The organism is Prevotella sp. TF12-30 (assembly GCF_003436715.1).
GTDB lineage: Bacteria > Bacteroidota > Bacteroidia > Bacteroidales > Bacteroidaceae > Prevotella > Prevotella copri_A.
Genome location: NZ_QSQJ01000002.1, coordinates 38,207 through 56,625 on the forward strand (window position 1 = coordinate 38,207; position 18,419 = coordinate 56,625).

16 protein-coding genes, 1 tRNA gene and 1 pseudogene are annotated in these 18,419 nt (G+C 47.5%); 7 read left to right on the forward strand and 11 right to left on the reverse strand.

The annotated features are described in order from the left end of the window. Window positions 1–47: 47 nt before the first annotated feature. Window positions 48–812: a ParA family protein gene (locus DXD25_RS01340; protein WP_089544868.1), complete on the reverse strand. Its 765-nt coding sequence runs from the start codon at window positions 810–812 to the stop codon at window positions 48–50. A gap of 154 nt (window positions 813–966) precedes the next feature. Between DXD25_RS01340 and surE the strand changes: the two genes are divergently transcribed. Further along, window positions 967–1,731, forward strand: a complete 765-nt coding sequence (gene surE / locus DXD25_RS01345) for a 5'/3'-nucleotidase SurE (RefSeq protein ID WP_176425608.1) — start codon at window positions 967–969, stop codon at window positions 1,729–1,731. Further along, window positions 1,728–2,867, forward strand: a pseudogene (gene lpxB / locus DXD25_RS01350) (lipid-A-disaccharide synthase); the annotation flags it as partial. The gene surE and the pseudogene lpxB, both read left to right, overlap by 4 nt. A gap of 380 nt (window positions 2,868–3,247) precedes the next feature. Here the strand turns inward: lpxB and DXD25_RS01355 are convergent. The 3 genes from DXD25_RS01355 to rsfS form a co-directional block, all read right to left on the reverse strand. Continuing rightward, window positions 3,248–4,114: a phosphatidate cytidylyltransferase gene (locus tag DXD25_RS01355; protein ID WP_089544865.1), complete on the reverse strand. Its 867-nt coding sequence runs from the start codon at window positions 4,112–4,114 to the stop codon at window positions 3,248–3,250. 11 nt (window positions 4,115–4,125) lie between these two features. Next, window positions 4,126–6,213 (reverse strand): ATP-dependent zinc metalloprotease FtsH, encoded by a 2,088-nt coding sequence (gene ftsH / locus DXD25_RS01360; RefSeq protein WP_117661448.1) that lies wholly within the window; start codon window positions 6,211–6,213, stop codon window positions 4,126–4,128. Window positions 6,214–6,345: 132 nt separating this feature from the next. Next, on the reverse strand, window positions 6,346–6,705 hold the full coding sequence (gene rsfS, locus DXD25_RS01365) for a ribosome silencing factor (protein ID WP_089544864.1): 360 nt from the start codon (window positions 6,703–6,705) through the stop codon (window positions 6,346–6,348). 213 nt (window positions 6,706–6,918) lie between these two features. Between rsfS and DXD25_RS01370 the strand changes: the two genes are divergently transcribed. Beyond that, window positions 6,919–6,989, forward strand: a tRNA-Gln gene (locus DXD25_RS01370). Window positions 6,990–7,143: 154 nt separating this feature from the next. Here DXD25_RS01370 and DXD25_RS01375 read toward each other — a convergent pair. From DXD25_RS01375 to DXD25_RS01390, 4 genes are all read right to left on the reverse strand, one after another. After that, window positions 7,144–8,904, reverse strand: coding sequence for a DUF349 domain-containing protein (locus tag DXD25_RS01375; protein ID WP_117661449.1), 1,761 nt, complete (start codon window positions 8,902–8,904; stop codon window positions 7,144–7,146). Window positions 8,905–9,105: 201 nt separating this feature from the next. Further along, window positions 9,106–10,032, reverse strand: coding sequence for a magnesium transporter CorA family protein (locus DXD25_RS01380; RefSeq protein WP_117661450.1), 927 nt, complete (start codon window positions 10,030–10,032; stop codon window positions 9,106–9,108). A gap of 312 nt (window positions 10,033–10,344) precedes the next feature. Next, entirely contained in the window at window positions 10,345–11,808 is a 1,464-nt protein-coding gene (locus DXD25_RS01385; protein ID WP_089544860.1) for an aminoacyl-histidine dipeptidase, read from the reverse strand. A 19-nt stretch (window positions 11,809–11,827) separates the two neighbouring features. After that, a complete protein-coding gene (locus tag DXD25_RS01390) occupies window positions 11,828–12,838 on the reverse strand; it encodes a lysylphosphatidylglycerol synthase transmembrane domain-containing protein (RefSeq protein WP_117661539.1) in 1,011 nt (336 codons plus the stop codon). Between the two features lie 194 nt (window positions 12,839–13,032). Here DXD25_RS01390 and rsmA point away from each other — a divergent pair, with 194 nt between their 5' ends. The 4 genes from rsmA to DXD25_RS01410 are packed head-to-tail and all read left to right on the forward strand — an operon-like array spanning window position 13,033 to window position 16,361. Then, a complete protein-coding gene (gene rsmA / locus DXD25_RS01395) occupies window positions 13,033–13,842 on the forward strand; it encodes a 16S rRNA (adenine(1518)-N(6)/adenine(1519)-N(6))-dimethyltransferase RsmA (RefSeq protein WP_117661451.1) in 810 nt (269 codons plus the stop codon). Window positions 13,843–13,866: 24 nt separating this feature from the next. Then, window positions 13,867–14,427, forward strand: coding sequence for a ribosome recycling factor (gene frr, locus DXD25_RS01400; protein ID WP_089544858.1), 561 nt, complete (start codon window positions 13,867–13,869; stop codon window positions 14,425–14,427). Window positions 14,428–14,470: 43 nt separating this feature from the next. Continuing rightward, window positions 14,471–15,403: a ribosome small subunit-dependent GTPase A gene (gene rsgA / locus DXD25_RS01405; RefSeq protein WP_089544857.1), complete on the forward strand. Its 933-nt coding sequence runs from the start codon at window positions 14,471–14,473 to the stop codon at window positions 15,401–15,403. A 37-nt stretch (window positions 15,404–15,440) separates the two neighbouring features. Then, window positions 15,441–16,361, forward strand: coding sequence for an AraC family transcriptional regulator (locus tag DXD25_RS01410; protein ID WP_089544856.1), 921 nt, complete (start codon window positions 15,441–15,443; stop codon window positions 16,359–16,361). Window positions 16,362–16,424: 63 nt separating this feature from the next. Here the strand turns inward: DXD25_RS01410 and DXD25_RS01415 are convergent, their stop codons facing one another. The 3 genes from DXD25_RS01415 to DXD25_RS01425 all read right to left on the reverse strand — a co-directional run bounded on the left by DXD25_RS01415 (window position 16,425) and on the right by DXD25_RS01425 (window position 18,412). Further along, the gene (locus tag DXD25_RS01415; RefSeq protein ID WP_117661452.1) at window positions 16,425–16,940 is read right to left on the reverse strand and encodes a TlpA disulfide reductase family protein; all 516 of its coding nucleotides are present in this window, start codon (window positions 16,938–16,940) and stop codon (window positions 16,425–16,427) included. Between the two features lie 130 nt (window positions 16,941–17,070). Continuing rightward, window positions 17,071–18,144, reverse strand: a complete 1,074-nt coding sequence (locus DXD25_RS01420; protein WP_117661453.1) for a hypothetical protein — start codon at window positions 18,142–18,144, stop codon at window positions 17,071–17,073. Then, window positions 18,119–18,412, reverse strand: coding sequence for a hypothetical protein (locus DXD25_RS01425; RefSeq protein ID WP_117661454.1), 294 nt, complete (start codon window positions 18,410–18,412; stop codon window positions 18,119–18,121). The genes DXD25_RS01420 and DXD25_RS01425 overlap by 26 nt, the downstream gene beginning before the upstream one ends. Between the last annotated feature and the right edge of the window lie 7 nt (window positions 18,413–18,419).

Sequence of the window (18,419 nt, forward strand, 5' to 3'; positions counted from 1 at the left end):
TTGAATTTTGAACATTGAACTTTTCTGATGGGTTCAATTTCCAAATCTTATCTATTCTTGTTGATAATTTCCTTTGCCAGTGCCAGGTGGTTCTTGGCACCATTTGATTCTGCATCGTAGAGAATGACTGGGAGACCGTGGCTCGGACTCTCGCTCAATTTCACGTTGCGCTGGATGACAGTCTTGAATACCAATTCCTGGAAGTGGCGTTTCACCTCGTCGTAAATCTGGTTGGCGAGTCGGAGACGGCTGTCGTACATCGTCAGCAGGAAACCTTCTATTTCGAGCTTCGGATTCAGTTTGCTCTTGATGATCTTGATGGTGTTGAGCAGCTTGCTGATTCCTTCCAGTGCAAAGTATTCACACTGCACTGGGATGATCACGCTGTCTGCGGCGGTAAGCGAGTTCACTGTTATCAAACCCAGCGATGGGGAACAGTCGATGAGAATATAATCGTATTCTTCGCGGATGGGGTCGAGCAGTTTCTTGATTACTTTCTCGCGATTCTTAAGGTTGAGCATTTCTATCTCAGCTCCTACAAGATCGATGTGGCTCGGCACGATGTCGAGTCCGTCGATGTCGGTAGTGTAGATGGCATCACGCACATCTGCATGGTTGATGATGCACTCATAGAGTGAACAATCTACCTCGCTGATGTCCACACCCAGACCGCTGGATGCGTTTGCCTGAGGGTCGGCATCGATGACGAGTACCGTTTTCTCCAGGGTAGCAAGCGATGCAGCCAGGTTGATGGTGGTTGTTGTCTTTCCGACGCCACCTTTCTGATTAGCTAATGCAATGATTTTTCCCATTTTTAAAGTCTATATAATAACCTGAAGTGTGCGCCTGCGAGTCTAAAATGGCTTTTGCGCACAGAAATTTTCGGCAAAGATACAAAAAATATGCGAGAAATATGTTTCTTTAAAGGTTTTTTCGTACTTTTGCACCAAAAAGAAAGATATTTTTATGGAAAATAAGAGACCTTTAGTGTTAATTTCAAATGATGATGGCTATCATGCCAATGGTATCAAGACCCTCGTGCGCTTTCTGAAAGACTGGTGCGACGTACTCGTTGTGGCTCCCGAAAGTGCCCGCTCCGGATTCGCCTGTGCCTTCTCGGCTACAACTCCGCTGCGACTGAAGCGCCGTCATAATATGGGCGAAGATGTGGAGGTTTGGTCGTGCAGCGGTACGCCGGTGGATTGTGTCAAACTGGCGCTCGACCAGTTTTACAAGGACCGTCGCCCTGATCTCGTAATCGGCGGTATCAACCATGGTGATAATTCCAGTGTGAACAATCACTATTCAGGTACGATGGGCGTAGCCAAGGAGGGATGTATGCAGCACATTCCTAGCATTGCCTTCAGCAGTTGTAACTATGATGAGAATGCCGATCTCTCGCCTTTGCGAGATGGTGTAACCCGGGTGGTGAAGATGGTTCTGGAGAAGGGCTTGCCGAAATATACCTGCCTGAATGTCAACTTCCCGGCACAGCCTCCGTTCAAGGGCTTCAAGGCTTGCAGAATGGCACATGGTTCGTGGATCAACGAGGTGGAACATCGTACGCACCCTCATGGGTATGAATACTATTGGATGGTGGGCGATTATCGCAATGACGAACCGGATGCTGCGGATACAGATCAATGGGCGGTGAATCATGGCTATATTGCCATCACGCCGACCAAGATTGATATCACGGATTATGATTGGATCAAGAACTTTGAATTATGAAGTATTATTTGATTGTAGGAGAGGCGAGTGGTGATTTGCATGCCAGCAGATTGATGCGTTCGCTAAAAAATGTTGACGAGTTTGCGGAATTTAGGTTCTTCGGTGGCGACTTGATGGCTGCCGAAGGTGGCACTCGTGTCAAGCATTACAAGGAGCTTGCCTATATGGGCTTTGTTCCTGTGCTGATGCATCTGGGTACCATCTTTTCTAATATGAAAAGATGCAAGGAAGATATTGTGAAATGGAAACCGGATGTGGTAATCCTTGTAGATTATCCTGGATTTAATCTGAATATCGCTAAGTTCTTGAAAAAGAAGACTAATATTCCGGCATACTATTATATCTCTCCTAAAATCTGGGCGTGGAAGGAATGGCGAATCCGTAGTATCAAGCGTGATATCGCCGAACTTTTCTCCATCCTGCCTTTCGAGGTGCCTTTCTTCGAGAAAAAGCACCGTTATCCTATCCATTATGTAGGTAATCCTACGGCAGAAGAGGTGAATGAGTTTCGGTCGGAATATCATCAGAATTTCGTGGAGTTTTGTGAAGAGAATAATCTGGACAGGCATCGCCCGATTATTGCTTTGCTTGCCGGAAGCCGTTTGCAGGAGATTAAGGATAATCTGCCTGCCATGATTGAGGTGGCAGAGCGGTTTGAGGATTACCAAATGGTGCTTGCAGGAGCTCCTTCCATCGAGGATTCTTATTATGAGAAGTTCCTGAAGGGTACGCCTGTCAAGATGGTGCGCAATAAGACCTATCCGCTCCTGAGTCACAGTACGGCGGCTTTGGTAACGAGTGGTACGGCTACTTTGGAGACGGCGCTGTTCGAGGTTCCGCAGGTGGTTTGCTATGAGACTCCATTGCCGCATCTGGTTCGCCTTGCGTTTAAGCATGTGATGTCGTGCAAGTATATTTCGCTGGTGAATCTGATTGCCGACAAGGAAGTGGTGCAGGAGATGTTTGCCGACCGTTTTCAAGTGGATGCCATCGCCGACCAGCTTTATCGGATTTTGCCAGGCAAGGAGGGCAGGGAGCGTATGCTTTCTGAATATCGTGAGGTGAGAGAACGTCTGGGTAACCAGGTTGCTCCTGATGAGGCTGCTGCCATTATGTTAGATCTTTTGGTCAAGCGTCGTGAAATGCTGGTTAGACTTGCCAAGGAGAGAGCCGAAGCTGAAGCCAAGGCTGCTGCCGAAGCTGCCGAGCGTGCCCGATTGAAAGCCCTGGCCGAAGCTGAAGCTGCAAAAAAGAAAGCGGAACAACAGGCTGAGGCTGCAAGAAAAAGAGCGGAAGAGGAAGCCGAAAAGGCTAGAAGAAAGGCGGAAGAGGCTAGAAGACTGGCTGATGAAGAAGCCGAAAGAGCCAGAAGGGCAGAAGAGCAGCTCAATGAGTCGCAGCAGGAGAAATTGAAATAGCTGCTCCATGAGTTGTAACCATTATAAACGTAAAAAATCCAAGCTAGAATGAATCTGGCTTGGATTTTTTTCTTATTGTACTTTTTCTGAATGAAGGTCTATCCGAAAAGCTGGAGGGTGTAGAGATAAATCACGGCAGCTGGAATTGCCATGAGTGATGAATCGAAGCGGTCGAGCATTCCGCCATGGCCCGGCAGGATATTACCACTATCCTTTACTCCCAGGGTGCGCTTGAAGAGACTCTCTACCAAATCGCCCCAGGTTCCGAAAACTGCTACAACTACTCCTAAACCTACCCATCCGAGAATGCTGAGGCGGTGAGCCTCGCCATCGTTGGCAATGTAACCGATGATGATGGCTGCGATAATCACGAAGATGCCACCACCTATGCTACCTTCCCAACTCTTCGCTGGACTGATGCGAGGAAACAGCTTATGCTTGCCGAAAAGCGAACCGCTGCAATAAGCACCCGTATCATTGGTCCAGAGGAAGATGAATACGCTCAGAGGCAAGAGCATATCATAATGAATCTGACCGTCGAATGCCGAAGTCTCAAATGCCAACACGTTGATCATCGAGAATGGAAGGGCAATGTACATTTGCGAAAGCATGGTGTAAGCCCAGTCGTTGATGGCGTTCTTGTTGGCTGTATAGAGCCCTCCTATGAAGAGGTAGATGATGGTGAGCAAGTATGGTACGAATACCACGAAGTTGCCCACGATACCTGTGCGGAATCCAGCTACGGCAAGGAAGAAATATACTCCTGCTACGGTGGTGATGAATCGGTTGACGGTTACGTCTTCCTTTTGGTTCACCAGTCCGCAGTACTCCCAGATGCTTAGGCCTGTAATCAGGGCGAACAGGAATACCATCGCCCTAGGATTCAGGAAGCAAGATACCATACACACAACGAAGAGTACGCCTGTGATGGATCTAATTACTAGATTTTTTTGTTTCTCAGTCATGGTCTTGCTTTTTATTCGTTATTTTTCTCGTTTTCAGAAGTCTTCTCAGAAGTATTCTCTTCAGCCTCCTCCTTCGAAGCTTTCTTTGCCTCTTCGTGCTCCTTGATGGCTGCCTGAACCTCAGGCATATCCTTTACGGCATCATCAATCTTAGGCTGTTCGTCCTCCATGATTTCCTGAGAACGGCTCAGCCAAGGACGCTTGCCGAAGATGTGCTCCACGTCTTCGGCCATAATCACCTCTTTTTGAATCAGCAGCTCGGCAAGGGCGTTGTGACCCTCCTTGTGCTCCATCAGGATGTTCTTGGCACGGGTGTATTGCTCGTTCACCATCTGCAGAACCTCCTTGTCTATCTCGCGGGCTGTAGTCTCTGAGTATGGACGCTGGAATGAATACTCGTTCTGGTTGTAATAGCAGATATTTGGCAAAGTCTTGCTCATACCCAGATAAGCCACCATTCCGTACGCACTCTTGGTCGCGCGTTCCAGATCGTTCATTGCACCGGAAGAAATATGACCGGTGAAGAGTTCCTCGGCTGCACGTCCACCCATCAGCGAGCACATCTCATCGAGCATCTGCTCCTTGGTGGTAATCTGTCGCTCCTCAGGGAGATACCAGGCTGCTCCGAGTGCCTGACCACGAGGCACGATCGTAACCTTGATGAGCGGATTGGCATACTGACAGAACCAGGAGATGGTTGCATGGCCTGCCTCATGGAGTGCGATGCTTCGTTTCTCATCGGCAGTCATCACCTTGGTCTTCTTCTCCAGTCCGCCTACGATTCTATCTACGGCATCAAGGAAATCCTGCTTGCATACCGCCTTCTTGTCGTGGCGGGCAGCGATGAGGGCAGCCTCGTTACATACATTTGCAATATCAGCACCCGAGAAGCCAGGGGTCTGGCGAGCCAGGAGGTCCACGTCCACAGTTTCATCTATCTTGATAGGCTTGAGGTGAACCAGGAAGATTGCCTTACGCTCGTTCAAGCCTGGGAGATCTACGTGGATTTCTCGGTCAAAACGGCCGGCACGGAGCAGGGCGCTGTCGAGCATATCTACACGGTTGGTAGCTGCCAGAATGATGACACCACTATTGGTACCGAAACCGTCCATCTCTGTAAGCAGGGCGTTGAGCGTGTTCTCTCGCTCGTCGTTTCCGCCCATTGCCGGGTTCTTGCTGCGGGCACGGCCCACAGCATCGATCTCATCGATGAAGATGATGCAAGGAGCCTTCTCCTTTGCCTGGCGGAAGAGGTCGCGTACGCGCGATGCACCCACGCCGACGAACATCTCTACAAAGTCTGAACCGCTCATGGAGAAGAATGGTACGCCAGCTTCGCCAGCTACAGCCTTTGCCAGGAGAGTCTTACCGGTTCCTGGAGGACCAACGAGCAATGCGCCCTTAGGAATCTTACCACCCAGATCGGTATATTTCTGCGGATTCTTGAGGAATTCCACGATTTCCTCTACTTCCTGCTTGGCACCTTCCTGTCCGGCAACATCCTTGAAGGTGATTCCCAGGGAATTTCCCTTCTCGTACATCTTTGCCTTGCTCTTACCTACATTGAAGATGCCGCCGCCCATGTTACTCATACCGCTTCCCATTCTGCCCGACATCCAGTAGATGAAGAGGAAGAAGAGGAGGAGAGGGGCAACGCTCATTACGAGATTCCAGAAATCATTGCTCTTCTGGTTATCGTAACTGAAGGAACGGATTTTCTTCTCCTTCACCATTTCGTTGGCGTAGCGATCTACCTCGTCGATCGAACCGAACTGTACCTTGACGTAAGGATTCGGTCCTACGCTCTGGGCGCTCATTTTATAGACATCTCTCGTATATTTCGGGTTGATATATATCTTGAGAGTACTTTCCGTCTTGTTGGCTACTACGCTCAGCACGTATCCCTTATCTACATATTGCTTGAATTCTGTATAGGTGGCTTCCTTGGCTGCGCTTCCGCCCAAGGCATCACCACCGCCACTGAAAAACAAAGCGATGAGGGCGATGAGGATAATGGTGTAGAGCCAATTCATGTTAAACCTAGGCATCTTCGGACCTTTTCCTCCGCCAGGATTATTGAAGTTGTTGCTTTGTTCCATTGTTATTGTTTATTTCTATTTGATGTATGCTCTTTTTTTCTCTCTTGATGCGCTGTTTTAGTGCATCATCTTTCTTAATGCCGTTCTTGAAGCATTTGTAGAGTCTGCTGCCATGTTCGGCATTCTTGGGAATTAGTCGAGATTCGGAATATGGGTAAGCTTGGCGTCTGCCCAGAGATGCTCCAGGTCGTAATAGGCGCGTACCTCTGGCAGGAAGATGTGAACGAGAACATCCACAAAGTCCATAGCCACCCACTGGTCGTTGCCCAGACCTGCCACATTCACCGGCTTTTCGCCAAGGTTCTTGCGGCACATATCGCCCACTGATTCTGCGATGGCTTCTACCTGTGTAGGTGATCCACCCTGACAGATGATGAAATATTTGGCTATGGTGCCATCCATTTCACTGAGGTCGGCGATAACGATGTCTTGACCTTTTTTCTCCTGTATTCCTTCCTTAATAGTCTCTACGAGTTGTTTAACTGTGTTCATTTAATCTTTCTTTATTTTTTTATTTTCTTTATTTACTACCTTATTATATGTAATTATGGTACAAAGATACGCTAAATACCCGAAAAAGCCATAGAAAACAGAAAAAATTGAGATTTTTTAGAAAAAAGTGCTGAAAAATTTTGGTGATTCAAAAAAATGTTGTACCTTTGCACCCGCAATTGAGAAACAATATGCTTGAGATTGCAATGATATTGGGATATGGTGTAATGGTAACACTACAGATTCTGGTCCTGTCATTCCTGGTTCGAGTCCGGGTATCCCAACTAGAGAGCATCTTTCATTTCGAAAGATGCTTTTTTCGTATATTTACCTTTTGGGGATTGGGGAGAACTTCGCTTTCTACTATGTTCTTCAAAAGAAAAGAGGGTGTGTCGTGGAATTATGACACACCCTCTTATTTGATTTCGATAAAATCTTTTATTTGTTCTCTGCATCAATAGCCTTGATTTTCTCTTTTACGAGCTTCAAGTCTTCTTTGAGCTTTTCTACCTTGCGGTTCATTTCCTCTACCAGGCTATTACCCTTCTTGCTGGCAGCATTGAGGAAGCCGAGGTTGTTCTCGTAGGTAGTAATCTCAGCGCGCAGCTGGTCGTAGCGTCGCAACAGTCTGCCACGCTCGTTGTCCAATGCGTTGACACCTTTCTCGGCAACATTCTTGAGGTTGTTCTTGAAGTTGTGGATATGGCGCTTGGCATTGTTGGAACGTAAGGTTTTGTAGAGCTTGTCCATCACTTCGTGATACTCCTGGTAAACCTTGTCCTTCTCCTTGAATGGTACGTGACCTACAGCGTTGTACTCTGCGATGAGGTCCTGCATATTCTTCTGCAAGTGCTCGCCGGCGTTCTCAACCAACTCGTTGAGCTTAGCGATGATCTCACGCTTCTTGTCCAGGTTGGCATGCTCCTCGCTGCGTGCACCGGCGTTCAGCTTGTTGCGTGCATCGAAGAACTTATTGCATGCGCCGAGGAATTCCTTCCAGAGCTGGTCGCCCTGCTTGCGAGGCACGTAGCCGATGTTTTTCCATTCTCTCTGCATCTGGATCAGTTTGTCACCGGTCTTCTTCCACTCGGTGCTGTCTGCCAACTGCTTAGCCTTCTCCACGAGCTTCTGTTTCTTCTCGAGATTCTCTGCATACTGGCTCTTGATATTCTTGAAGAATTCTGCCTTTTTGCTGAAGAATTCGTCGTTGGCGATGCGGAAGCGCTCGAAGATCTTCACGTTCATCTTCTGAGGAGCAAAGCCTATCTTCTTCCATTCACCCTGAATCTCGATGATAGCCTTGGTAGCATCCTCCCAATCGGAAGCCTGCTTCTTCTCCTTCAGATTGATAGCCTCAATCTTTTCGCAGAGGGCTGTCTTGTTGGCAAGATTCTCCTCCTCCTTGGCACGCAGATCCTCGAAGTGCTGCTGGTGCTTCTTGTTGATTACGGTGCTTGCGTTCTTGAAGCGGGTCCAAATTTCCTCGCGCAGCTCTTTTGCTACAGGACCGATTTCGCGGTATTCCTGGTGCAGGTCTTGCAACTGGTGGAAGGCTGAGATTACATCTGGCTCTTCTGCGAGCTTCTCGGCAGCCTCGCAGAGCTTAGTCTTTGCCTCAAGATTCTTCTTGAAGTCGTATTCGCGAGCCTCGTTGTTGAGTTTCAGGAGGTCGTAGAACTGCTCCACGTAGAGCTGGTAGTTCTTCCATACCTCATTTGCCTTGTCAGCAGGGATAGTCTTGATTTCCTTCCATTCCTGCTGCAGGGTCTTGAATTCCTGATATGATTTGTTGGCCTCTTCTGGCGAAGTGGTCATTGCTTTGATCTTTTCGATAATCTCAAGTTTCTTCGCAAGGTTTTCCTGCTTTTCCTCTTCCTGCTGAAGGAAGATCTTGGCTCTCTTTTCCTTGATAATCTGCATTTCGGCCTTGAAGGCTTCTTCTGTGTCATCTGGTAAGAGAACATACTTTTCAGGATCACCACCTGCTGCGAGATACTCTTTTGTCTGCGCATCTCTTTCTGCGAGATGAATCTTGTAGAAAATTGTCTTCAGCATATCAAGCTCCTCTTTGTTAGGAACTTCTGCACTATGAGCAATTTCTTTTACTCTTTCGAGTACTTCCTGCTTGGTGGCGTATGCCTTCTTGGCAGGATCCAGGGTGCTCTGCTGCAACAGAGCGTTTTCTTGAGAGTCCATCATGTCACTTTGTTTAGTTTATGATTCGAGTTTCTTTGGCCGGTAGTCGTCTCAGACGATTCGACCCACAAAAATATTTATTATATTAATTCTGCAAACTTAAACAAAAAAATCGAATATCTAGTCAAGATATTCGATTTTTTATACTTTTATAACAATAGAAGCCCTTAGGGCTGCATTTTCCAGCTATAATTGTTCCAATATTTATAACAGTCGCTTGTATCTCAGGAAGCCCCAGCTTAAGCCTGAGACGATGAACGAGAGTATCAGGGCGAAGGCGAATCCGTAAGGACTCTCTTCCATGCCGTTGATCAGGTTCATACCGAACAAGGATGAAATCAGCGTTGGCAACATCATGACGATACTGATACTGGTGAGGGTACGCATCGTAGTGTTCATATTGTTGTTGATGATGCTCGAGTAGGTATCCATCGTAGATTCCAGAATGTCGGAGTAGATACTGGTGGTTTCCCTAGCCTGCGTCATCTCGATGTTTACGTCCTCGATCAGGTCAGCATCCAGCTCATCCACCTGCAGCTTGAACTTCAGTTTAGAGAGCAGGGTTTCGTTGCCGCGGATAGAGGTGGTGAAGTAGGTGAGGGAGTCCTGCAGGCGGCTCAGGCCTATCAGGCTCTCGTTGTTCACGCCGTGGTCAAGATTTCTCTTTGCCTTCTCGATAAGTGAATTGATCTGTTTGAGTCGTTTCAGATACCATACGGCAGAAGAGAGGAAGAGTCGGAATATCATATCCACATAGTCGGTGAATCCTTCGCCGCGTTTCTGCTGATAGCTTACGAAGTCTATCATCATATTGGTTTCGTAGAAGCATACGGTAATGGTTACGTCGCGCTTGTGGATGATGCCTAGCGGCACTGTGGTATATGGGGTGCGGCTGCGTATTTCCTTGACGTAAGGGATACGGAGGATGATGAGCATCCAACCGTCGTCGTATTCGTAGCGGGCACGCTCATCGGTATCGCTGATATCCGAAAGGAAATAATCAGGGATCTTGAATTCTTCTTCCAGCAGTCGCTGGTCTTCATCGGTTGGACATGTTACCTGTACCCAACAGTTTGGCTGCCACTCATTGAGTGCAGTCAGATTCTTATCGATATTCCAGAAAGTCTTCATTGTTTGCTAATCTCCAAATAATAAAAGGTTTGGGTATGGAGATGAGCATTGGGTTGCGCCCTTCTTGTGGGCTTACGGTTGCTGAATCTCCACGCCTTACAATTCGTTATTGTTCTCCGCGTGATAATCGTCCATTTTGGTTGTTATTTAATGAAACATCTGCAAGCTTTTCTGCATTCTGTTCTGATCAGATTTTACAGTTCTTGCCAAATCGCCTGCAAAGGTAATGATTTTAATTGAAAAAAGGAACAAAAAAGCCGAGAATTTTCTTTCTCGGCTTTCTTTTTTCATCATTTTGTAATTTCTTATTTCTTATTTAGCAGGAATCTCAGCCAGGAGCTGCTTCATCAGGTTCCAGAAAGGAGCTACGCAGCTAATCTGGCAACGCTCATTGGCTGTGTGAGGGCTGAGCAATGTAGGGCCAAATGAAACTACATCGAGGTGAGGATACTTGCCCAGGATGATAGAGCACTCCAAACCTGCGTGAACAGCCTGTACTACGCCATCCTTGCCGTTCTGCTCCTTGTAAACCTTCAGTACATGCTCCAGAATGTCGCTCTTAGGGTTAGGATTCCAGCCGCCGTAAGCGCCGCTGAACTCTACCTTCATGCCAGCCATGTTGAAGCAGCTCTCCATCATGGTAGCGAGATACATCTTGTAGTACTCGTGGCTGGAACGAGCCAGGATTTTGATGGCAGCCTTGCCACCGCCAATCTCGATGATGGCGAGGTTAGAAGATGTCTCTACGATGCCTGGCATAGATGGAGCCATACGCAATACGCCGTCGTGGCAGGCATAGATGGCATCTACCAGGTTGTCCTGAATCTCTGCAGGAACCTCTGTAGCTGGAGTCTCTACGTTCTCGGTGAAGAATTCAATGTTCTCGATGTTTTCGATGCCGTTGAACTCATCGCAGATCTCGTCCTTCCAGTCGGCTACCATGTCGTTCAGTGCCTCTACGTTCTCCTTTGGCAGGGTGAGGACTACCTGTGCCTGGAATGGGATGGCATTGCGCATATTGCCGCCCTGCCATGAAGCCAGACGTGCATCGAGCTCAGAGATAGCCTCGCGTACGAAGCGAACCATGCACTTGTTGGCGTTGGCTCTGCCTTCGTTGATCTCGATGCCGGAGTGACCGCCCTTCAGTCCCTTCAAGGTAACCTTCACGGCTGCATCTTCCTTGTCTGTCTCAACCTCCTTATAGTCGAGTGTTGCTGTAATGTCGATTCCGCCGGCGCTGCCGATTACGAACTCACCCCATACCTCTGTATCGAGGTTCAGGAGAATGTCACCGTTCAACTCGCCCTCAGGAAGACCGTTGGCACCAAACATGCCTGTCTCCTCATCAGCAGTGATCAGACCCTCTACTGGTCCGTGCTGCAGGTCCTTAGCCTCCATCACAGCCATGATGGTAGCTACACCCAGACCGTCGTCGCTACCCAGAGTAGTCTTATTGGCACGTACCCAGTCTCCGTCAATGATGGTCTCGATTGGATCGTTCTCGAAGTCGTGGTTGCTTTCAGGAGCCTTCTGAGGCACCATATCCATGTGTGCCTGCATGATAACACCCTTTCTGTTCTCCATGCCTGGAGTAGCAGGTTTGCGCATCACGATGTTTCCGGCAGCATCCTGGAAAGCCTCTACGCCAGCTTCCTTTGCCCAGTCGAGCAAATAAGCCTGAATTTTCTCCAAATGTCCTGATGGACGTGGAACTTGTGTCAACTTGTCGAAATTACGCCAGATTTCCACTGGACTAAGATTCTTAATGTCAGCCATAATATCTTTATTTTAAATGTTAATGTTCTATTTGTTTTTGAATGTTATGCTTCTTCGTAAACGCTAGTGCAATCCATCCGTAGATGCCCAGCAGGATGACGAGCAGGGTCTGCACGGAGTGAACGATGAGCACGAAGTAGAGGGCGTCGTTCTGCTGGATGCCATAGAGGATGAGCATCGTCTTCACGGCGAAATGCCATGGGCCCGCTCCGTTGGGCGTAGGTACGATTACAGCTATGCTTCCTACGATGAAGGTCACCAGTCCGCACATCAGATTGAGATGGCTCGTAGATTCAAAGCACTGGAAGGTGAGATAATAGTGCAGGAAGTAGCTCAGCCAGATGCCCAGGGTGAAGGCGATGTAGAGCGGTACGTTTCTCACGCCCTTCAGCGAGATTACTCCCTGCCAGAGTCCGCTCAGCGTAGCTTTCACCTTATTATATATAGCCAATTTCTTGAGCAGTATGTGAGCCAGGAAGAGTACGGCGATGCCGCAGATGGCGGTAACCAGGTATCCTGTGGCTGTGAAGTTGCCCAGGATGCTGTCCATGCTCGTGCCCGTCTTGTCGAAGAAGTTCAGGAAGACGGGAATCTGCATCAGGAACACCAGTCCTGTGATAAGTAGTACGAGCAGCGAGTCGATGGCTCTCTCGGTCACCACGGTACCCAGTGCTTTCGGAAACGAAACGCCGTCCCATCTCTTCAGTACGGCACATCTTGCAAATTCACCCGATCGGGGGATGACGAGGCTCAGGGCATACGAGAGGAATATGGAGTTGATGCTTACGCTGCTGCGCGACTTTTCGCCGATGGGCTCCAGCGCCTGCTTCCATCTCCATCCTCTGAAGAGCTGCGCCGAGATGCCGAATGGGAACGACAGCAGCATCCAGGTCCAGCTCATCTTGTGGAGCAGTACCTCCTCCACCTTCTTGAAGTCGAATCCGCGATACATCCAATAGAGGATGGCACCGCCCAGAAACAAGGAGAGTGCCACCTGCCAAATATTGTTTGCTATCTTTTTCTTTTCCATCATAGCTGCAAAGGTAACACTTTTATCGCTTATATGGCACTACTTTCGCATATTTTTAGCATAAATAAACGGTTAGACTCCTTTTTATTTCCTCTTTTTTATATAAAAGATGAAAAAAAAAGCATTCAAGGGGTGATTTCTCGAAAAATAATCGTATTTTTGCAAAATAAATATATCAATATCGTATAGAACGTATGAAAGCTGTAAAGCCAAAGAAAAATCTAGGTCAGCACTTCCTTACTGACCTCAACATAGCCAAGCGCATCGCCGACACGGTGGATGCCTGCCCTGATATACCTGTTCTTGAAATCGGACCGGGTATGGGCGTTCTTACCCAATATCTCGTAGAGAAGCCTCGCCCGGTAAAGGCGGTGGAAATCGATTCTGAGTCGGTAGCATATCTCCACGAGAATTTCCCGACACTGAAGGATAACATTATCGGAGAGGATTTCCTGAGGATGGATCTCAACCAGATATTCGATGGAAAGCAGTTCGTGCTCACGGGCAACTATCCATACGATATCTCTTCGCAGATCTTCTTCAAGATGCTCGATTACAAGGATCTCATTCCTTGCTGCACGGGTATGATCCAGCGAGAGGTGGCTTTGCGCATGGCTTCCGAGCCGGGCAACAAGGCGTATGGTATCCTCAGCGTACTCATCCAGGCATGGTATGATGTGGAGTATCTCTTCACAGTAGATGAGGGCGTGTTCAATCCACCGCCAAAGGTGAAGAGTGCCGTCATCCGCATGACCCGTAACGAGGTGACCGATCTGGGATGTGATGAGAAACTCTTCAAGCGACTGGTGAAGACCGTGTTCAACCAGCGCCGCAAGATGCTCCGAGTAAGCCTCAAGCAGATGTTCCCGGGTGTAACCCCACGTGAGGATTTCTACACCACCGACATCATGACCAAGCGCCCTGAGCAGCTCAGCATCCAGCAGTTTGTGGAACTCACCAACTATGTGGGCGAAGAACTGAAACGATTGGAATTAATAAAATAATAAACAAAAAAATATATACAGACTATGATCGACGTAAAAGAAACTTTGAATTCTGCAGCAGAGCGTATGGAGATGGCTGCAATGTATCTCGCAGAAGAGCTCTCTCATATTCGTGCTGGTCGCGCCAACGTGGCTATCCTCGACGGCGTGCGTGTTAACAGCTATGGCAGCATGGTTCCATTGAACCAGGTGGCTACCGTAACCACTCCAGATGCCCGCACCATCGCCATCCGCCCTTGGGACAAGAAGGCTATCAAGGATATCGAGAAGGCTATCATGGACAGTGGCGTGGGTATTACACCAGAGAACAACGGTGAAATCGTACGCCTCGGAATCCCTCAGCCTACTGGTGAGCGCCGTAAGGAGCTGGTTAAGCAGTGCAACAAGATTGCGGAGCGTGCCAAGATTGAGGTTCGCAACGTGCGTCAGGAAATCAAGGAGAAGCTGAAGAAGGCTATCAAGGATGGTCTTTCAGAGGACTTGGAGAAGGATGCAGAGAATGATTTGCAGAAGCTTCACGACAAGTACATCAAGCAGCTCGAAGGTTTGATGGACGAGAAGGAAAAGGAAATCATGACTGTCTAGAAAGACGTCATGTTTATCAGACTTACATTATTAATATGTGATAATGAGAGGACTCGTTATTAAGAATACAGGCAGCTGGTACACCGTCAAGACTGACGATGGCCAGCTGATTGAAAGCAAAATCAAGGGCAATTTCCGATTGAAGGGCATCCGCAGCACCAATCCTGTGGCTGTGGGCGACTATGTGCAGCTCATCACCAACCAGGAGGGCACGGCGTTCATCTCTTCCATCGAAGACCGCCAGAACTATATTATCCGTAAATCACCCAACCTCAGCAAGCAGAGTCACATCCTTGCGGCTAATCTCGATCAGGCACTGCTTGTGGTTACCGTGAATTACCCTGAGACTTCCACCACCTTCATCGACCGATTCCTGGCTGGAGCCGAGGCATACAGAGTGCCCGTCATCATCGTGTTCAACAAGTGCGACCTTCTAACCGAAGAAGAGCTGCGCTACGAGAAAATGATGCGCACCCTCTATGAGACCATTGGTTACCAGTGTGTAGAGATTTCGGCTGCTACCGGTGAGGGCGTAGATGAGTTGCGTCCGCTCATCCGAGACAAGAAGTCGCTGCTCAGCGGCAACAGTGGCGTAGGCAAGTCAACCCTCATCAACCAGCTCATTCCGGATGCCGGACAGCGCACCGCCGAAATCAGCGAGGCGCATAACAGCGGTATGCATACCACCACCTTCAGCGAGATGCTGGAACTGCCGGAAGGAGGCTATCTCATTGATACTCCGGGCATCAAGGGCTTCGGTACCTTTGATATCGAGAAGGAGGAACTCACCAGCTATTTCAAGGAAATTTTCAAGTTTTCGCAGAATTGCAAGTTCTCCGACTGTACCCACACCCACGAACCGGGCTGTGCCGTCATCAAGGCTGTGGAGGAGCATTATATTGCTGCCAGCCGCTATCAGAGCTATCTCTCTATGCTCGAAGATAAGGACGAGAATAAGTATCGTGAGGCATTCTAGAAATCATGGTTTCCGGAGTGGATATAAAATAAAAATTATGGCAAAACAGGAACTGAAGGATTTTAAACAGCGCGTAGAGGAAGGCGAATTTGCACAGAGCGCCGAGATTTCTGCCAGTTATCTCGACGAAGACATCCTGATCATAGACAATGTCAAGGTGTTGCAGAACCCTGACCCCGTGAGATTGCAGATGAACATGATTGCATCCTGCTTGCGTGGCAGTCTGAAAGTAGAGTATAATGGCAATATCCTCTTGGTAGAGAAGGGCGATATCTTTATCTGTCCTCCCAACTCTACACTCGACATCGTGGAAGTGTCGGGCGATTTTGCGTGCACGGCGATGTGTGTGAGCAATCACGGCATGCTGAATATCCTTCGTTCTCATATTTCGGTATGGAATCGTGCGATGTATGTGAGCAAGGTGTCTGTGCTGAAGATGAACGAGGTGGATATGGTATTCTATGCCAAGTTCACCGATTTGGTGCGTCTGTGCCTGGATCCGTCGTTCTGCGAGCGCACTTCGTGGAAGCCTTATCGCCGAGAGATTGTAGAGACGCTCTTGAAGAGTGCGCTCCTGGCGGTGAGCAACATGCTGCTGGAGGATATGCCGAAGGAGGAGCTGAATTCCAGTTCTAGCGAACTTTTCGATCAGTTTCTGGAGCTGTTGCAGCAGGCGGAGGTGAAGCATCAGCCGGTGGAGAATTTCGCCCGCAAGCTCTGCATCACTCCGAAGTATCTCTCCATCATCTGCAAGCGCCATTCGGGCAAGACGGCGATAGAGTGGATTACGGAATATACGCTTGCAGACATCACTTATCTCCTCCGTTCCACCTCGAAGACCATCAAGGAGATTTCGGGCATTCTTGGTTTCTCCAACACATCTTTCTTTGGCAAGTATGTGAGGGAGCATCTCCACATGTCGCCATTGAAATACCGCGAAAGTTTGAGGAAGAAATAGCGTTTTGCTATGTCATCTCAAAAAAATGGCAACCGGAAATAATTCGGTTGCCATTTTTCTTTCTTACTTCTCTGGGAAGATTTCTGCCAGTTTCTTTGCCATGCGCTCTGCGAGTACGGTGGTATAAACTACCTTGCCCTCCGGGTTGATGAGATACATGGTAGGAAGCCAGGAAATCTTGTAATCCTTGGAAATCTGAGTTTCCTTCCACTTCTTGAACTCGCTGTACTGCTCCCATTCCACGCCGTTTGCCTGGGTGTAGTTGTCGAGCTTCTGCTTGTCGGTATCCATGGATACACCGATGAACTTGGCACGGGTGCCGTACTTTTGGAACATCTCCTTGACGGTAGGAATCTCTCTACGGCAATCAGGACACCAGGTAGCCCAGAAATCCAATACCGTCCATGTTCCCTTCTTGAGAGCAGGGAAGGCTGGGGCCTCTGTTCCTACAGCCAGGAGATTCTTGGCATAGAGTACATCCACATCCTGTGGGTTCTGGGCTGTTGTTGCGCTGCCCTGAGCGCTGGCTCCGATGACAGATGCTGCCATGAGGAGCAAAGAGAATATTGCTTTTTTCATTTTTCTTTGTATTTAAAAACTGCTGCAAAGATACGGATATTTTTTTGATTTTGCTATCGGATGAAAGAAAAAATGCCGGGTGCATCTTGAAAAAGATGGCCCGGCATTGTTTTTGCCTCTACTTTCTGTTTTATTTTAAGATCACTTTCTCTGAATAGGCTTTGCCGTTAACATAAAGATAAAGTACATACTCTCCCAAAGGCAGCCCTGAGCAATCGAAATCTTTCCGATAATCGTTACCTGCCTGCTGTTGTAGGGAAGCAGACTTGAATACCATGCCGGAAGTATTGCAGATGAGAAGTCTGAGCTGAGCATCTGAGACTAGGGAGTATGACAAACATACCTTCTTGCCATTGACTGATACTTTATAGGAAATGTCACCTTGCTTGGTATTTGGTTCCAAACTTATGCCTCGCATTTTATCCTTCAGTTCCTTGTTTTGTTCATCCTCTAGATGGCTCATTCCTTCAATATTGGCAGCATAGGCAAAGGATTGCTCCAAGACTTTGCGTTCTCCCTTTTTGATGGAAACCTCGATGATTTTCAATATGGGATAACGGTATCCCATGGCGTACCACTCGAAGATTGCAGCTTTGAATTTCATTGGTTCGTCTTGTCTCACAGACATGAGACTGTCCTTTGAAACATCGATGTTGGCAACGATGTTCCTTTGTATTAATAACGTATTGTTGAGAGAATCATTGTATGGCATGATTAATTTTCCCTTTGCCATGATTTTGGTGCAGCAAGTACCTGATAACACAAGTTTGTTCTTTGAGCAATAAGTCCCCTTGCCCTCAATCTGACAGACCAAGGAATCATTGAGGGGAAATGGAAACTTGAGATATTCAAAAGAATTACCAAAATCAATGTTCAGTAATGGGGTTTGCAAATGCTTCAAAAGCAAATGCTCCTTATCTTGTGAAAAATCGAGAATGGCATCCTTGTCTATCATCTTGATGCGGTTGCTATCGTTTCCAACAAAGAACACCTTTTTCTCTTGTCCAAGATATTTGGAATTGGAGAAATCCCATAGTTGTTCCGAAAAACTAGAACTTTGCGGAACTGTTGCAGTTATAAAGTCATAGTGTATGCTGTCACCGCCTTTTGAGAGATTGGCGGTGGCAGTAAGTTCGCGGCTTTGTGCCCCCAAGGAGGCACAATTGCTAACCATGATGCTAATGTAAATGATTATCTTTTTCATTTTTTTTCTTTTGTTGTTTTAGATATTTCACAGCAATAATTATAGTAACTATTGTGGAAAATGCCAAATAATATATATCAAATAACACCTCATTATATAGGTTGTCTACAACTTCAAAACCATTAGGAACATCAACTAATTTTAAAAATATATAGTCAAAATCTCCATAATGATAGTCTAACATCCAATATATCCATCTCATAAAAATGAGGTAGATATGCAAAGCTACTAAAATTAACACTAATATTTTAAATGATTTTTTTTTCATTTTCTTT

What these genes read in the sequence shown, in the direction of transcription:
- DXD25_RS01420 (WP_117661453.1), bottom strand. Translation starts at nt 18,144, where the DNA reads ATGAAAAAGATAATCATTTACATTAGCATCATGGTTAGCAATTGTGCC.
- DXD25_RS01380 (WP_117661450.1), bottom strand. Translation starts at nt 10,032, where the DNA reads ATGAAGACTTTCTGGAATATCGATAAGAATCTGACTGCACTCAATGAG.
- surE (WP_176425608.1), top strand. Translation starts at nt 967, where the DNA reads ATGGAAAATAAGAGACCTTTAGTGTTAATTTCAAATGATGATGGCTAT.
- DXD25_RS01340 (WP_089544868.1), bottom strand. Translation starts at nt 812, where the DNA reads ATGGGAAAAATCATTGCATTAGCTAATCAGAAAGGTGGCGTCGGAAAG.
- frr (WP_089544858.1), top strand. Translation starts at nt 13,867, where the DNA reads ATGATCGACGTAAAAGAAACTTTGAATTCTGCAGCAGAGCGTATGGAG.
- ftsH (WP_117661448.1), bottom strand. Translation starts at nt 6,213, where the DNA reads ATGGAACAAAGCAACAACTTCAATAATCCTGGCGGAGGAAAAGGTCCG.
- rsfS (WP_089544864.1), bottom strand. Translation starts at nt 6,705, where the DNA reads ATGAACACAGTTAAACAACTCGTAGAGACTATTAAGGAAGGAATACAG.
- DXD25_RS01415 (WP_117661452.1), bottom strand. Translation starts at nt 16,940, where the DNA reads ATGAAAAAAGCAATATTCTCTTTGCTCCTCATGGCAGCATCTGTCATC.
- DXD25_RS01385 (WP_089544860.1), bottom strand. Translation starts at nt 11,808, where the DNA reads ATGGCTGACATTAAGAATCTTAGTCCAGTGGAAATCTGGCGTAATTTC.
- rsmA (WP_117661451.1), top strand. Translation starts at nt 13,033, where the DNA reads ATGAAAGCTGTAAAGCCAAAGAAAAATCTAGGTCAGCACTTCCTTACT.
- DXD25_RS01375 (WP_117661449.1), bottom strand. Translation starts at nt 8,904, where the DNA reads ATGATGGACTCTCAAGAAAACGCTCTGTTGCAGCAGAGCACCCTGGAT.
- DXD25_RS01390 (WP_117661539.1), bottom strand. Translation starts at nt 12,838, where the DNA reads ATGGAAAAGAAAAAGATAGCAAACAATATTTGGCAGGTGGCACTCTCC.
- DXD25_RS01410 (WP_089544856.1), top strand. Translation starts at nt 15,441, where the DNA reads ATGGCAAAACAGGAACTGAAGGATTTTAAACAGCGCGTAGAGGAAGGC.
- rsgA (WP_089544857.1), top strand. Translation starts at nt 14,471, where the DNA reads ATGAGAGGACTCGTTATTAAGAATACAGGCAGCTGGTACACCGTCAAG.
- DXD25_RS01355 (WP_089544865.1), bottom strand. Translation starts at nt 4,114, where the DNA reads ATGACTGAGAAACAAAAAAATCTAGTAATTAGATCCATCACAGGCGTA.
- DXD25_RS01425 (WP_117661454.1), bottom strand. Translation starts at nt 18,412, where the DNA reads ATGAAAAAAAAATCATTTAAAATATTAGTGTTAATTTTAGTAGCTTTG.